This is a genomic window from Acinetobacter sp. P1332, from assembly GCF_044057475.1.
In the GTDB taxonomy this organism is placed as follows: Bacteria; Pseudomonadota; Gammaproteobacteria; order Pseudomonadales; family Moraxellaceae; genus Acinetobacter; species Acinetobacter johnsonii.
In genome coordinates this window covers 566,769-581,640 of the sequence record NZ_CP171157.1, presented here as the reverse complement: position 1 = coordinate 581,640, position 14,872 = coordinate 566,769, and the positions used below count along the sequence as shown (strand labels likewise).

The following is a 14,872-nucleotide window of genomic DNA, read 5'->3' as shown; positions in this document are numbered from 1 at the left end:
TCTCTAAATGATATTCAAAATGTTGTACTCTTGAGTACAGAAATGAAAAAGGACGGTCATAGCTTTGATGGTCCTTTTTCTTTATAAATAAAGCGTTATTTCCCTTGGGTCATCTAACAACCTCTGCAGTTGTTTACTAAGCTGCCCTAAGTCTACCCGGATTCAAACAATAAACAGGTGAACCAACATGCCCATTTATAATGCTCCCCTTGCGGATATGAAGTTTATCCTCAATGACGTTTTTAACGCTGAACAGTTCTGGCAGTCTAATGAAAATCTAGCTCATGTAGACAGTGCGACGGCTGAAGCGATCCTCGAAGAAATGGCTAAATTTTCGCAAAACGTCACTCTACCCATCAACCGCACCGGTGATGAAGAAGGCGCAACTTTTAGCAACGGTGCAGTGACTACACCTGCTGGTTTTAAAGAAGCGTTTAAGCAATATGCTGAAGGTGGCTGGATTGGTCTAGGCGCAGATGAAGAATGGGGCGGTCAAGGCATGCCGAAAATGCTGACTGTTCTGTCTGATGAAATGCTGTTTGCAACTAACCCATCATTCATGCTCTACCCGCTTCTTTCTGTAGGTGCAGGCATGGCGTTAAACAGCTATGCATCACAAGAGCAAAAAGAAACTTATTTACCTAAAATTTACTCAGGCGAATGGTCTGGGACCATGTGTTTAACTGAGCCTCATGCAGGTACAGATTTAGGCATTATCAAAACTAAAGCTGAACGCAACGAAGACGGTACCTATAACATTACAGGGACTAAAATCTTTATTACTGGCGGTGACCACGACTTAGCTGAAAACATCATTCACTTAGTTTTGGCAAAAACGCCTGATGCACCTGCGGGTTCACGTGGTATTTCATTATTCATCGTGCCTAAATTCCTAGTGAATGCAGATGGTTCTGTAGGCGAGCGTAATGCGGCAGGTCCAGGTTCAATTGAACACAAAATGGGGATCAAAGCGTCTGCGACTTGTGTAATGAACTTTGATGGTGCCAAAGGTTACTTGGTCGGTAAAGAAAATGAAGGCCTTGCGGCAATGTTCGTGATGATGAACTACGAACGTTTATCGATGGGTATTCAAGGTTTAGGTGCATCTGAATTTGCCTACCAAAATGCTGCACAGTACGCAACAGACCGTCTACAAGGTCGTAGCGCGTCTGGTGTTCAATCACCGGCTAAACCTGCGGACAGCATTTTAGTTCATGGTGATGTGCGTCGTATGTTGCTGAATGCACGTGCGAACAATGAAGCATCTCGTGCCTTTGCAGTTTACGTGGGTCAGCAACTGGATATCACTAAGTTCTCAACAGACCCTGAAGCTGTGAAAGCAGCCAATGACCGCGTTGCACTGTTAACTCCTATTGCAAAAGCGTATTTAACCGATACTGCATTTAACGCAATAATTGATTCACAAATGGTCTTCGGTGGTCATGGCTATATTCGTGAATGGGGCATGGAGCAATGTGTACGTGACTTACGTATTGCACAAATCTATGAAGGCACCAACGGCGTTCAGTCTCAAGATTTAATCGGTCGTAAGACCATTAAATGTGGTGGTGCATTCATCGCAGACTACATTACTGAAATCCGTGACTTTGCTAACGGCTTAGATGCAGACCTAAACTTCATTAAAGATGCAACACTCGATGCAGCAACTGAAGTGGAAGAAGTGACCAAGTACATCCTTGAACGTGCTGCTGAAAGTGCAGAGTTCCCGAATGCAGCAGCAGTAGATTACTTACATGCAGTCGGCCTACTCAGCTTTGCCTATATGTTTGCAAGAATTGCCAATGCTGCAAAAGCTAAAGATGGTGACTTCTATCAAAACAAACTTGCGCTTGCAGCTTATTTTGCTCAACGTATTTTGCCTGAAATCGACTTACGTATTGCAAAAGTAAAAGCAGGTGCAGAAGTCATCATGAACTTCTCTGAAGACTACTTCACCAGCCAAGCTTAATTGCTTAAAGACTGAATAAAAAAACGCCTGCTTCGTCAGGCGTTTTTTTATTACTCAGCTTTATTTTTGCTTTTATACGTCATGTGCATGAAATTTGCTTATGATGCAATAAACCACCATCAACATATCAGGAGGCAGCCATGACTAACCGAGACCCTAAAATAGAGAAAATAGAAACCCTCCTCGATAAACTGGGCAATACTGCAGTAGAAAGTTTTCACTATATGGCTTTATTTATTATTGGCTGTATGGTGATTTGGTCGGCAGGACATACCGTTTATGAGATCCTGACCATTAAACAATATGCCTCAATTGATGATATTTTACTGTTATTCATCTACTTAGAACTGGGCGCAATGGTCGGGATCTATTTTAAAACCAACCACATGCCTGTCCGCTTTTTAATTTATATTGCGATCACGGCCCTCACCCGACTTTTAATTTCCGATATCCAGCATGACCACAAAGCGGATATGGATTTGGTGATTATTACGGGTTCAATTTTAATTATGGCGATTGCAATTTTGGTGGTGCGTTATGCATCGTGGAATTATCCTTCAGTAATTCGAGATAAACATGCCGACAAGCCTTTACCTGAAGGGAAAACACCACGCCCACAAGATGATGAACTCGCTTAATTCTTTATTGACCACTAAAAACCCCTCCGTCTAAACAACGGAGGTTTTTTTATATCAATCAAAGCTTCATTTATTTTGAATCCGCTTCTAAAGCGTAGCGTCCATTTTCATAGATCCAGTGCATGCCTTCAGGTGGGTCTGGCAATCCCAAACGTCGCCAATCGGTAATCAGCACATAATCACGGCTTTCAATACTGGAGTCGCCATCCCCATACACATAGCTATTGGTTTCCTGACTATAGGTTGAATAGCTGGGTGCTCGGTAAATAATACTCACACCTGGTCGCATTGGATATCCGCCATGTGGTGGATGGTGCGGAGGTGGTCTGTGATGAGGGGGTTCAATTTGAGGCGGTGATGTAGGTCTGGGCATTGCACCTTGATACGGCCCAGCATAGGTTGGGAAACGCTGGGTTTGCGAAGTCAGCGGTTTTCCATAATAACGCGTCGCTGGTTGAGCAAAACTCAGTGCAGGACATAAGCTGAGTAAACTTATTCCATAGATTATTTTTAAATATTTCATCATCTTCTTCCTCCACTGAGGTGAATATTATTATTTTAAACCTATTTTATGGATAAAAAATGCACAAGTTGTCAATTTTAGATCACTGCCCATTATCACCGCTATAAGGTTTGAAGCAGGATTTCTTTGAAAAGCAAAAAATCGTATATGTTTTCAGTTTATACTTAATCTTTGTTTATAAATGTAGTGGATGAACAATCGTGGCTGAATTAAGTTTTGATCGACTCTATGAATATTTTACAAAAGTGCCCAGTATTCAAAAAAATCTGATTGATGCTTATGGCACAGATGGAAAAAGTGCATGGTGGTTTAAGTTTCAAATTGATGTAGATCATCCTTTGGCATGGCAAACGGTACAAGAGCTGGGACATGTACTGAACTATATTTCTAAAAATGAGCGCCTACCGACGCAGTTTTTACCTGTGTCACCGCCGCCGTATATGAATGGTGAAGCCAAGCAATTCTTGGCATGGGTCATTCAGTGTAACCATCCTGACTTTCCACCCGATGTCATTTGCGACTGGTTAGAGGCACGTCTACCAAGCCCAGTGGAAGATGCCGAAAAATGGAAAATCAAAACCGATCTGCATGAACTCGATAAGATGACCGATAAAGATTTGGATCAAATCATCCCGCCAAATCCTGAGCAATAAAATCTTAAAAATTAAATCTCCCTAAATCCCTCTTTAAAAAGAGGGACTTTTCATCTTGCACAGCGTAGGAAGTGCCGCTTTTCATGAAATGGCAAAAGGAATTCGAAATTAAAATGTCGACAAACCACTCCACTCCATAAAGCGATATAGCCCATATTTGAGTTTTGACTCATCTTTATATTGCTCATAGCCCACACTCATTTGACGACCATTTAAGTTCGACCATGCCCCATCAAAATATTGCTGTGCATCTGTAAACACCGCTACATTAGACTGGCCTATCACACGTAAATTGGTCTCTAAGTTATAATTCTTCAAATTTCGTGCGGTAAAATTCGCTGAACCCAAAATGAGCTCTGCTTCTTGTGCATGGCGTTTTAAAATCATTTTGCTATGACACTGCTCTCCTTGAGTATTACACCACCGCACTGTAATACCTGCATCGTTAAGCTCAGACGCAACTTGACGGTTCGGAATTCCATTCTTTTGACGACCAAATGCATCTTTATTTGGGTCGAGTAAAATCCGAAGTTTAACTCCACGATTCTGCGCATCTTTTAAAGCATTGATAATTTGACGCTCAGACAAATAGAACATCGCCAAATCAATCTGGTCATTGGCTTTTGCAGTATTCAACAAGTTGAGGGTTGCATCTAGGATTGCTTTTTCCGTCAGCACCTGTACCTGCGGCTGCGATGGAATTCCTGCAATTTCGCCCAAAATCACCATCGGCACATCGCCCTGAGACATATGTGCCACAGTTTGCTCGGTTTTCAATACATCAATTGCTGTATTGCCTGTCACCAACAGGGCTACATTGGAATGTCGCGAACTGCCATCATGTGGATTCGCCGATGTGACCAAGGTTTTCCAACCTTCGGCGGTATCGACCACCAAAGTTTTGCGGTGATTGGCTTTAAAGTTAAATAAGTTTAAATAACTACGTAAAGTAATTTTTTCATCCCCAAACGGGTTTCTTAACCAACCGCCGTCGGGATTATTGCCTGCGTTTTGACAACAGATATACCAAAAACCAGACCAAATGGGATTCGATGCGCGGAGCGGACGTAAATCGGTTTCAATTACATCCACGCCTGCCTGACGTAACTTATGGTAATGCTCAGGTAATAGCCCACCATATACCGAGTTAATCGGGTCAGTAATGACTTTGATTTCAATATTCGGATGCAAGCTTCGCTTGACAATCAACGCATCGGTCAGCTGACGAGTCAAAGCACGTTGTGATGCTTGAGATGTTCCCACTTCATCGTTAAACAAGAACATATCCAACACAATCGTGGTTTGTGCATCTTCAATTAGTTTAAACACTGTGTCGAAAATATGATGATCTTGTTGCTGTTTGCCTTGTGCGTCGATGTAGGTTTGATCTGCAATAAATTTGACATCGGCATGACGTAACTTGCCCGTATAGTCCAGGCCATCAGGCAGTGGTTTAACGCTATGGTAAACTGCGGAGGTTAAATAAGTCAGAGCCAATAACCCCACCACGACACCGACATAACGGGTCGATGTCCAGTTGAGCTTTTGATGTAATTTTCGAAAGATACGCATAACAAAAAACCTAATCCAATATACTCAGACTAGGTCTTATTGTTTGATTTTTCAAGAGGATTTCTGTTGTCAATGTTTTGGCAACCTCTCCCTAACACTCTCCTTTGAGGAGAGAGCGAGCATCTCCTCTTTATGGAAAAGGTTGGGTTGAAGCTTGAAATAGCACCTTAGAAACTAAAGTCCAGTCCGACCGTGAAGTTACGCCCCACTTGTGGAATGGTCGATAAGAAAGAGGTATGCGAATAAATTGTCTCATCTAAGAGGTTATTGGCTTTGAAATACACGCGATAATCATTGCCCTGCATATACTGACCATTATACGCCAAGCCCAGATTCACCATGTTATAGCCCTCGGTTTCGGTCTCATAGCTTGCAATTCGATCTTGCTCAAACACATGGTAGTACTCTGCTGTTCCTGACCACGTGTCACTAAAGTTCGCATTCACTTTTGTTCCTAAACGGCCAGTAGGCACCCGTGGTGCATTTTCATTGTCAATTTTGCCACGTACATAGTCACCAAAGACACTCATTTTATAAACATCATTGATGGCATAAGAGGCTTCTGCTTCAGTCCCATAAAAACGCGCTTTGTCTTGAGTGTAGTCTACTAGGCGGAAGTTTTCGTAACGGTCTGCGGTTTGAGCATAAATGTAGTTATCATACCAGTTGTGGTAAACATGAACGTGATAATCAATTTTATCCGTATCGTAATGGAAACCTAACTCTAGGTTATTTGACTTTTCGACATCGAGATTTTCATTGCCACGTTCATAAGTATTGGTTGCAAGATGCTTACCATCAGCATAAAGCTCTTGTGCCAAAGGTAAACGCTCTTGATGTGACCCGACCAAAGATAGTTTATAGTTCGGTGCAAACATCCAATTCACAGCACCCGAATAAGACACGGCATAATCATCATAGTCTTTTCGATCTGACTCAATATCAATGGTCTGCTGATCGACACGTGCCCCTAACTCAAAATGGAAGTCATTCCACTGCTTGTGTTCTAAACCAAATACGCTCCACTTTTGCGTCTTGGTCGGTTCTAAAATAGACTCTTCACCCGTGATATCTAATTTTTGTTGATTGTACTGTACGCCAACCACACCTTCCCAATCCGCAATCGGCTGATGCACCATTTCTAGACGCGCATCATAACTCTTACTTTTAAAGGTAGTTGCAACACTATCGCCTTCAATTTCATCATGTTGGTAGTCGGTATAACTGGCATGTGCTCGTAACTTCTCAAACCCTGCAAGCGGATTTAAGATTTCTGCACGGAAATCATAACGTTCCGACTTCAAGTCAACCCAAGGCCCTGTCTCATGTTCGTCTCCATAATCTTTCTCACCACATCCAATTAATAAATTACCTGATACAGTGCAACTTTCATATTCATGGCTGTGCCCAGGTAAACCGTACTGATCTTGACGGTTGGTATAGGCAATACCCGCAAAACCACGCTCACCAATCCATGAACCGCCAACACTGACTGTTTCACCTTTGGCAAAGGTATTTCCAACACGACGTTCTTTTTCGAGTTCACCTTCATGCTCATGGAAATAGTTCGGCGCAATATAGTCATTTGCTTCACGCTTTGAACCTTCAACTCGAAGAGCAAACTGACTCCCCAAAGCAACCGTCGCCCCAGCACTGGCCAATTTTTCATCACTACCAGAGTTGTAGCGTAATCCAGCCGTACCTTCTAAACCTTTTTCAGGCATGCTGGTTGGAATTTTTTGATCGGTGACATTCACCAAACCGCCCACGGCACCTGCACTATATAACAGGGTTGAAGGGCCACGGATGATTTCAATTTGCTTGGCCAAAATCGGATCAACAGTCACGGCATGGTCTGGCGATAAAGTCGAGACATCAGCAGTTTCTGAAGCATGTTGTAAGACTTTCACGCGAGGGCCATCTTGACCACGAATCACAGGTCGGCTTGAACCTGAACCATATTGATTTGAATATACGCCTAGCTCATCGGCCAAAGCATCCCCAATGGTCGGTGCACGTTCTTTTAAGCTTTTTTGATCAATCACCTGATCAGCGACTGCAAAATCAGCAGCGGTCTGAACGAGTGGATGTGCTTGGCTGATCAACGTTTCAAGTTGTTGTGTTGTTGTGTCATCTGCAAAAACGGCAGGTGCGACCACCGCCAAAATAGAGAGCGTTATCAAATTTTTATGGAAAGACATGGAACTCACTCAAGCGTACAATTTTTGAATATTGTTATAATATAACATTTCAAATTCATTGCAATAAAAAACATTCCAATCGTAGAAAAAAGATAAACTGCCCTATCCATCTAAGTCGATGCCAACGCCAACAGATCAATGCCCTTTACCATTTCACATGCCGTTCTCGCGCCTCCTTTAGCCAAACTCAGTGGTGACCGTCTACCGATTGCTGCCATTGCCATTGGTTGTATGACCCCCGATCTTTATCGACTGTTTACACAAGCCAATTCAAATACCACCCACTATTGGACTTCACTGATTCACCCTGATCTTTGGATTGGACTCAGTTTTTGTGTTTTGTGGTACGCGCTATTGCGGCCCTGTTTTTATCGTTTTTTAGGTATTCAGCATGAATTAAGGCTGAGCAGTATGCTACGTTTTTTTAAATTTTCTGTGGCCGTTATTCTAGCAATACTGCTCGGCACAGCTACGCATCTGTTATGGGATGGACTCACCCATGCTGACTTCCGCACCTTGTTCGGACATGAATTTTTAAGCCAGAGGTTCTCTTTGTTAGGGCACGGCTATCCGCTACACCGCATTTTACAAATTGGCACATCGGCACTGGCCCTCCCCTTGTTGGCGTGGATGAGTTGGTGTTATTACCAAACACATCAGCAACATTTTCCTGTCAGTCTAAAAATCAAACGCTTTGCGATGGGACTGTTCATACTGAGCCTTTTGGGCGGTTTAGTCAGTGTTTGGGACTATGCACGTTATATCCCCACGCAAGTGTGGCAGTCAGACCTGTATTATTTTACGGGGCGAAGTATTAATGAGTTTAGCCAAGTCGCTTTGCTGATTTTAATCTTTGGCTGCATTCTGTTTTTATTTTTAGATCGTGACTATCGTTTAGGCTGAATTTAGACCAACGCTTAAATGCTATTTCATGCCTTTTTTAAGCTATACCTTGAGAGTCAATGCCCAAAGAGGCATAATCCTACCTTTATTTCTGGCGGTACGCTGTTTACGTATTCGCTACCTTTAGCCATATAGTTGGATTTTTAACGCCATGATGCGAACTCATTACTGCGGTTCTTTAACCGAAGCTCAAATTGATGAAACAGTAACCCTCTGCGGTTGGGTACACCGTCGCCGTGACCACGGTGGTGTCATCTTCCTTGATATGCGTGACCGTGATGGTCTTGTGCAAGTGGTTATTGACCCAGACACTCCTGAAGCATTCGCAACTGCAGACAAAGTACGTTCAGAATTCGTATTAAAAATTACAGGTCGTGTACGTCGCCGCTATGCAGGCACAGAAAATGCCAATATGGTGAGCGGTCAAATCGAAGTTTTAGGTAAAGAAATCGAAGTTCTTGCTGCATCAGAAACTCCGCCGTTCCCATTGAATGACGACAACACTAATATTTCTGAAGAAATCCGTTTGAAATACCGTTTCTTGGACATCCGTCGTCCTGAAATGTTAGATCGTTTACGTTTCCGTTCTAAACTAACCAACCTAATTCGTAACTATTTCGAAGACAATGGTTTCTTAGACGTCGAAACTCCGATTTTAACCCGTGCAACGCCTGAAGGTGCACGTGACTACTTAGTGCCAAGCCGTGTTTCAAATGGTAGCTTCTACGCACTTCCACAATCACCACAATTATTCAAACAATTGTTGATGGTGGGTGGTATCGATCGTTACTACCAAATCGCAAAATGTTTCCGTGATGAAGACTTACGTGCAGATCGTCAGCCTGAATTCACCCAAATCGACGTTGAAACATCGTTCATGAGTGACGATGACATCATGGATTTGATGGAAACTTTAACCGTGAAGATGTTCAAAGAACTTCTAAATGTTGAGTTTGATAAATTCCCACGCATGACATACAACGATGCAATGCGTGACTATGCATCGGACAAACCAGACTTACGTATTCCTTTAAAATTGGTTGACGTCGCAGACCTAATGCAAGAAGTTGAATTCAAAGTATTCGCAGGTCCAGCGAAAGATCCTAAAGGCCGTATCGTTGCATTACGTGTTCCAGGTGCAGGCTCTTTACCACGTAGCCAAATTGATGAGTACACGAAATTTGTCGGCATCTACGGTGCAAAAGGTTTAGCGTACATTAAAGTAAACGAGCTTGAAAAAGGCATCGAAGGCTTACAATCTCCAATCGTGAAATTCATCGAGCCGATCGTGCTTGATCTATTGAAACGTGTTGGCGCAGAAAATGGGGATATCGTGTTCTTCGGTGCAGACAAAGCTAAAGTTGTGAACGATGCCATGGGTGCTTTACGTATTAAAGTCGGTCATGACTTAAAAATGTCGACTTGCGAGTGGGCACCGCTTTGGGTGGTTGACTTCCCAATGTTTGAAGAAACAGATGATGGCAAATGGACTTCTGTTCACCATCCATTCACACTGCCTAAATCAAGCGTTGAAGATGTGAAAAATAACCCAGGTGCTGCGCTTTCTGTGGCTTATGACATGGTGTTAAACGGTACCGAAATTGGTGGTGGTTCACTGCGTATTCATAACCTAGAAATGCAAAAAGCAATTTTTGAAGCATTAGGTATTGGTGAAGAAGAAGCTGAAGAGAAATTCAGCTTCTTACTCAACGCATTACGTTACGGTGCTCCTCCGCATGGTGGTTTAGCATTCGGTCTAGACCGTTTAGTCATGCTCATGACGGGTGGTGCGTCTATTCGTGATGTGATTGCATTCCCGAAAACCAAAACTGCTGAATGTCCATTAACGCAAGCACCTGCACCAGTTGAATCAAATCAACTACGTGATTTAGGTATTCGCTTACGCGAAAAACCAAAAGCTGAAGAAACCAAATAATCTTTAGATTTTGATTAAAGAAACCCTGCCATGCGCAGGGTTTTTTCATTCACGGCAACACCATCCATTTCATAGATATTATTTTCGCTTCAAATTTTCCAAAATTTCTTTTGAACTTTTAATCTATCCCCCTTACAGTGATTCACGATAGTCTATATTTTATTGCAGCAGTTCTTGCACTGAATCACTCTATTGATTTATTCATTTATTTTGTTCTTAAGACGCTCATCTTTTTTTGATTTTATCTATCTTAGATTTTTAAGTCTCTTTGCAAAATTTTCTCTCATCTCATCTTTTAAAAAGATTTCTGAGTCAAAATATGGCTATTTATTATCTACTTAAAATCATCTCACTTTTTCCCTTGTCCTTTTTACAATACATCGCACGCGGAATTGCGCACCTGCTTCACTATAGTGACTCTTCAATCAAGCGTATCACCACTATTAATCTGCAATTGGCCTACCCTGAGCTCGACCCAATAGCACTCCAGAAACGCGTTCATCTCAGCATTCAAAGCCAATGCCAAACCTATATTGAATTTTTAAAATGTTGGGGAATGCCTCCACAATACAACCTAGATTTATTGAAAAACATTCATGGTGAATCTGTTCTAACCGAGGCTTTAGCCAATAAAAAAGGCGTGATTGTGGTCATTCCGCATTTTGGTTGTTGGGAGCTGTTAAATGCATGGTTAAATGTCTATACGCAACCCATGATTATGTATAAACCCTATAAAATTAAAGGGATTAACCGCTATATTCTAGCTGCACGGCAAAAGTTTAATGCAACCCTTGTTCCTACTGATGAAACAGGGATTCGTCAGATTTTTAAACACCTCAAGCAAGGTGGGTTAACTGTTGTTTTACCAGATCATCTGCCAAAACCGAGTGGCGGTATTTATTCATATTTTTTCCAGCAGAATACTTTGTCCACGACACTGGTCTCTAAAATGGCGGCAAAAACACAATGCAATGTGATCGGATTAAGTTGTATTCGTAATACTGACGCAGCAGGTTTTGATGTGTACTGTACTGAGCTATCTCAAGATATTTTATCGAAAGATCTACAGCTATCTGTAGACAGTTTAAATCTTGCCATGCAAGACATAATTAACCAAGCACCTGAACAGTATATTTGGTCCTATAAACGTTTTAGAAATTGTTATGGCAATATCAATGCTTATCGGATACAGCCACCAATGTAGGCTCCACAAACCAACACGTGATCTCAAGTAATTCGAAAACAATAATGTATGTTATTTCCTAGAGGCCTGAATAGAATACTTTTATTCATTTGAGATCAATTCTCAGCAGTGGCATAATAGCGCACTGTTTTAGATAAGTTGTGAGCAACCAAATGGCTATGCGTCCTGAAGTCCGTCGTCGCGGTATTGTGCTAATTGTGTTTGCAATCGTACAATGGTTTTTCATGCGCTATATTTTAGACAATCAATTATTTAATTTAACCACCTATGACCGTATTGTCTTTTTCTGTGTAAGTAGCTTGGCAGGTGCTTTTGTCATTTTTGTCGGTTTGATTTATATGGTGCTGAAAGGCAACGCGAATAAACAAGATTAATCGCAATGTCGTTTTATACCACTTTACTCCGTATCCTACCTTTAGCATTTTTGCGCAGTATTGCAAAAGTGGCGGCTTACTTTATTAATCAAAACTCAGATAAAAGTATGCTTTGGAAAACACGGGTAAATCTAAGTCTTACTTATCCAGATATTCCTGAGAGTGAGCGTGAAAAGCTTGCTAAAGAAAGCGTAACGAAGCAATGTCTAAGTTATATCGAATCTGGGAAATGCTGGGCAATGCCTCCCGAATGGAGTATCCAGCAAATAAAGACGGTTCATAACTTAGATGTACTAACAAATGCATTAAATGATCACCGCGGTGCTTTAATTATTACCCCTCACCTCGGTACATGGGAAATGATGAATGCGTGGGTACACCAATATGGTATTCCTACCATTATGTATAAACCCATGAAAGACTCAGGATTTAATGCTTTTGCTTTACATGCTCGCCAACGGTTAAACGCGACATTAGTTCCAACTGATGCCAACGGTGTTAAAGCATTATTCAAAAACCTCAAACAAGGTGGTTTCAGTGTAATTCTGCCAGATCATGTCCCTCAACCCTCTGGTGGTGTCGTGGTTCCTTTTTTTTGAATTCCTTGCTTAACCAGTACTTTAGCCAGCAAAATGGTACAAAAAACTCAATGCCGCTTAGTGGGATTAAGTTGTTTCCGTAGAGAGGATGGTGAAGGTTTTGAGGTCTACTGTGATGATCTCAATGATCCTGAACTTTATGATCGAGTTATAGAAGTTGCGACAACTGCATTAAATAAAGCGGTAGAGCAAATGATCAACCGCTTTCCTGCTGAATATATGTGGGGATATAAGCGGTTTAAGGGAAATCCTAATTTTGAAAATTACTACCAACCATCATCTCAATAATAATCATTCCTTCCTAAATTTAACTAAGCAAATAATCGACTCAGAAGTCTGTTCATCACTCATAACCGCCGCCGTATTACTTAAATTTTATTTTAATCAAAGCCTTACCCTTGATAGATTGAATTCTTTCTTGGAAAAATACATGAACTTGCAAGATTAAACGACTCATTTCACGTTTCATTTTGCCCAATAAAGTTAATTTCTTCTTACTTTTATCCTCACCCTTTCGCGCATTTCTCACGTTTTCAAGTGAACTTGGAAAGTTTGTCTTGCCTTTGGTTAAAATCACATCTTGAATACATATTGCTGGGGACAATTGAAAAATCTTTTCGCCTGAGGACTCAGGGAATTCTCTAAAAAGAATATGATCAATTGGTATTAGTTTTGGACTTCGCAATACATACTCCAATAATTCCTTCGCGACATTTAATGAAAGTATATAACCACCTGCACCCATATGTGGCTCGCCCAATAACATGAGTTTTCTATTCAAATGCAAAGGAATAATTGATTGCATCTTAGGAAGTTGAATCTTTTTATTTAAGGTTTCTAATTTAATGATGCCGCAGAAAGATGGTATCCACGCAACATTGGTAAGAAACGAAACAGCCTGTTTACCCAAATAAATATCATCTTCAAAAATAGCAATATAGTCTAACTGTTCATCTACTGCTTTTTTCCACAACACCACATGACTCAATAGACAAGCAACTTCATTCTGATGTAAATCAGTTTGCTTAGTTACTAAGCCTATTGCAGATGAAGTTGCTTGTAATGTCACAGGGGTAATTGCATCAAAAAACTCGAAATCGACCTTTTCTTTAGCAAACTCCGAACTTATATGCGCTCGTCGAAGAGTCGCGCTAGACAAACTAATAACAAAATTTCTCATAAACTAAGGCTAAATTTATTCTTAAATTCAATAATAACAATTTTCTATAAAATTAAACTAGACATTATTTGAATTCATTTTAACAAAGGGTTTTGTATTATTTGCTTTCAGATTATACTTATCAAACTGCTTGCTATCTTCTGCGTGACGAGAATCAGAATGCCCAAAGAAACAATTAAAATTTTTGTTGGCTGTGATCCAAATAACTGTGATTTAGAACAAATGATGGTGCTTGATTATAGCATCCGTAAAAATACACAGCACCCAATTGAAATTACATGGATGCAGTTGAGCCATGATCCTACTAGTCCGTGGTATAGCAATCAAGAAACGCATGAAGGATGGCATACTGAGAAATGGGCAACCCCATTTTCTGGTTTCCGTTGGGCAATTCCTGAATCATCCAACTTTGAAGGGCGTTCGATCTATATGGATGCTGATGTCATCGTTTTATGTGATATCGCAGAGTTATGGTCGCATCCGATGAAAGATGATGCAATCGTCATCGCCAAAGGTGGCAAAAGTTCAGCTCGTTTATGTACTTGTGTTTGGGATTGTAAAAAAGCTAAACAATATTTACCTTCACTTAAAACGTTGCAATCGGATCCAGATGGTCACAAGAAGTTAATGCAACTAATCAAAGACCAACCTCATTTAGTCCAAAACTACAATAATTCATATAACTGTATTGATGGTGAAGGCTTAAAAATAGAAGACATCAAAATTCTACATTACTCCGACATGGGTACTCAGTTTAGCCATAAATACTCGTTACCGCGCCTAGAAAAAAACAATCAAAAACATTGGTTTGATGGAAAAATCATGCCTCATCCAAGACAAGACTTAGTTGAGTTATTTGATCAATATTATCAAGAAGCATTGGATAATGGTTATAAACCTGAAGACTATTTAGTAAAAGCTTATGGTCCATTTCAAAAAGCGACTCAAATCAATTATCAAGGCAATAAAGTTACACGCCCTGTCAAAGGGACAACTTGGCTTACAGCTAGCATCAAAGCCATAAAATCAAAGTTTAGTAAAAAACCTAATTTTACTTTAGATGACTAAAATTGGTAGCAGGCTACGTTGTATCCTGTTTCATATTTTCTTACATAGAATT

The 14,872-nt window shown here is 40.9% G+C and carries 12 protein-coding genes and 1 pseudogene; 9 read left to right on the top strand and 4 right to left on the bottom strand.

The window, feature by feature from the left end; genetic code table 11:
* Positions 1-187: 187 nt before the first annotated feature.
* Positions 188-1,969: an acyl-CoA dehydrogenase C-terminal domain-containing protein gene (locus ACFN7Z_RS02800; protein ID WP_131230585.1), complete on the top strand. Its 1,782-nt coding sequence runs from the start codon at positions 188-190 to the stop codon at positions 1,967-1,969.
* A 140-nt stretch (positions 1,970-2,109) separates the two neighbouring features.
* A complete protein-coding gene (locus ACFN7Z_RS02795; RefSeq protein ID WP_131230587.1) occupies positions 2,110-2,607 on the top strand; it encodes a phosphate-starvation-inducible protein PsiE in 498 nt (165 codons plus the stop codon).
* A 70-nt stretch (positions 2,608-2,677) separates the two neighbouring features.
* Here ACFN7Z_RS02795 and ACFN7Z_RS02790 read toward each other — a convergent pair whose 3' ends face one another.
* Entirely contained in the window at positions 2,678-3,133 is a 456-nt protein-coding gene (locus ACFN7Z_RS02790; protein WP_228260969.1) for an RcnB family protein, read from the bottom strand.
* A gap of 197 nt (positions 3,134-3,330) precedes the next feature.
* Between ACFN7Z_RS02790 and ACFN7Z_RS02785 the strand changes: the two genes are divergently transcribed.
* Positions 3,331-3,783, top strand: coding sequence for a hypothetical protein (locus ACFN7Z_RS02785; RefSeq protein WP_131230589.1), 453 nt, complete (start codon positions 3,331-3,333; stop codon positions 3,781-3,783).
* A gap of 108 nt (positions 3,784-3,891) precedes the next feature.
* On the opposite strand, the gene ACFN7Z_RS02780 is transcribed toward ACFN7Z_RS02785, so the two are convergent.
* Complete coding sequence (locus ACFN7Z_RS02780) at positions 3,892-5,355, bottom strand: phospholipase D family protein (protein ID WP_131230591.1); 1,464 nt, start codon at positions 5,353-5,355, stop codon at positions 3,892-3,894.
* A 167-nt stretch (positions 5,356-5,522) separates the two neighbouring features.
* Positions 5,523-7,556 carry a zinc piracy TonB-dependent receptor ZnuD gene (gene znuD / locus ACFN7Z_RS02775; protein ID WP_130234992.1) on the bottom strand — a complete coding sequence of 678 codons (2,034 nt, stop codon included), beginning with the start codon at positions 7,554-7,556 and terminating at the stop codon, positions 5,523-5,525.
* A 138-nt stretch (positions 7,557-7,694) separates the two neighbouring features.
* On the opposite strand from znuD, the gene ACFN7Z_RS02770 reads away from it, so the two are divergent.
* The 5 genes and pseudogenes from ACFN7Z_RS02770 to ACFN7Z_RS02750 all read left to right on the top strand — a co-directional run bounded on the left by ACFN7Z_RS02770 (position 7,695) and on the right by ACFN7Z_RS02750 (position 12,860).
* Positions 7,695-8,459 carry a DUF4184 family protein gene (locus tag ACFN7Z_RS02770; protein ID WP_131230593.1) on the top strand — a complete coding sequence of 255 codons (765 nt, stop codon included), beginning with the start codon at positions 7,695-7,697 and terminating at the stop codon, positions 8,457-8,459.
* Between the two features lie 151 nt (positions 8,460-8,610).
* Entirely contained in the window at positions 8,611-10,395 is a 1,785-nt protein-coding gene (gene aspS, locus ACFN7Z_RS02765) for an aspartate--tRNA ligase (protein WP_131230595.1), read from the top strand.
* A gap of 319 nt (positions 10,396-10,714) precedes the next feature.
* Positions 10,715-11,599 carry a lysophospholipid acyltransferase family protein gene (locus tag ACFN7Z_RS02760; RefSeq protein ID WP_131230597.1) on the top strand — a complete coding sequence of 295 codons (885 nt, stop codon included), beginning with the start codon at positions 10,715-10,717 and terminating at the stop codon, positions 11,597-11,599.
* A 152-nt stretch (positions 11,600-11,751) separates the two neighbouring features.
* Positions 11,752-11,973, top strand: a complete 222-nt coding sequence (locus ACFN7Z_RS02755) for a hypothetical protein (protein ID WP_125281242.1) — start codon at positions 11,752-11,754, stop codon at positions 11,971-11,973.
* Positions 11,974-11,978: 5 nt separating this feature from the next.
* Positions 11,979-12,860 (top strand): annotated as a pseudogene (locus tag ACFN7Z_RS02750) (lysophospholipid acyltransferase family protein).
* Positions 12,861-12,936: 76 nt separating this feature from the next.
* On the opposite strand, the gene ACFN7Z_RS02745 reads toward ACFN7Z_RS02750, so the two are convergent.
* Entirely contained in the window at positions 12,937-13,752 is an 816-nt protein-coding gene (locus ACFN7Z_RS02745) for a glycosyltransferase family 25 protein (protein WP_125280189.1), read from the bottom strand.
* A 159-nt stretch (positions 13,753-13,911) separates the two neighbouring features.
* Between ACFN7Z_RS02745 and ACFN7Z_RS02740 the strand changes: the two genes are divergently transcribed.
* A complete protein-coding gene (locus ACFN7Z_RS02740; RefSeq protein WP_004697719.1) occupies positions 13,912-14,820 on the top strand; it encodes a hypothetical protein in 909 nt (302 codons plus the stop codon).
* The last annotated feature ends 52 nt before the right edge of the window (positions 14,821-14,872 follow it).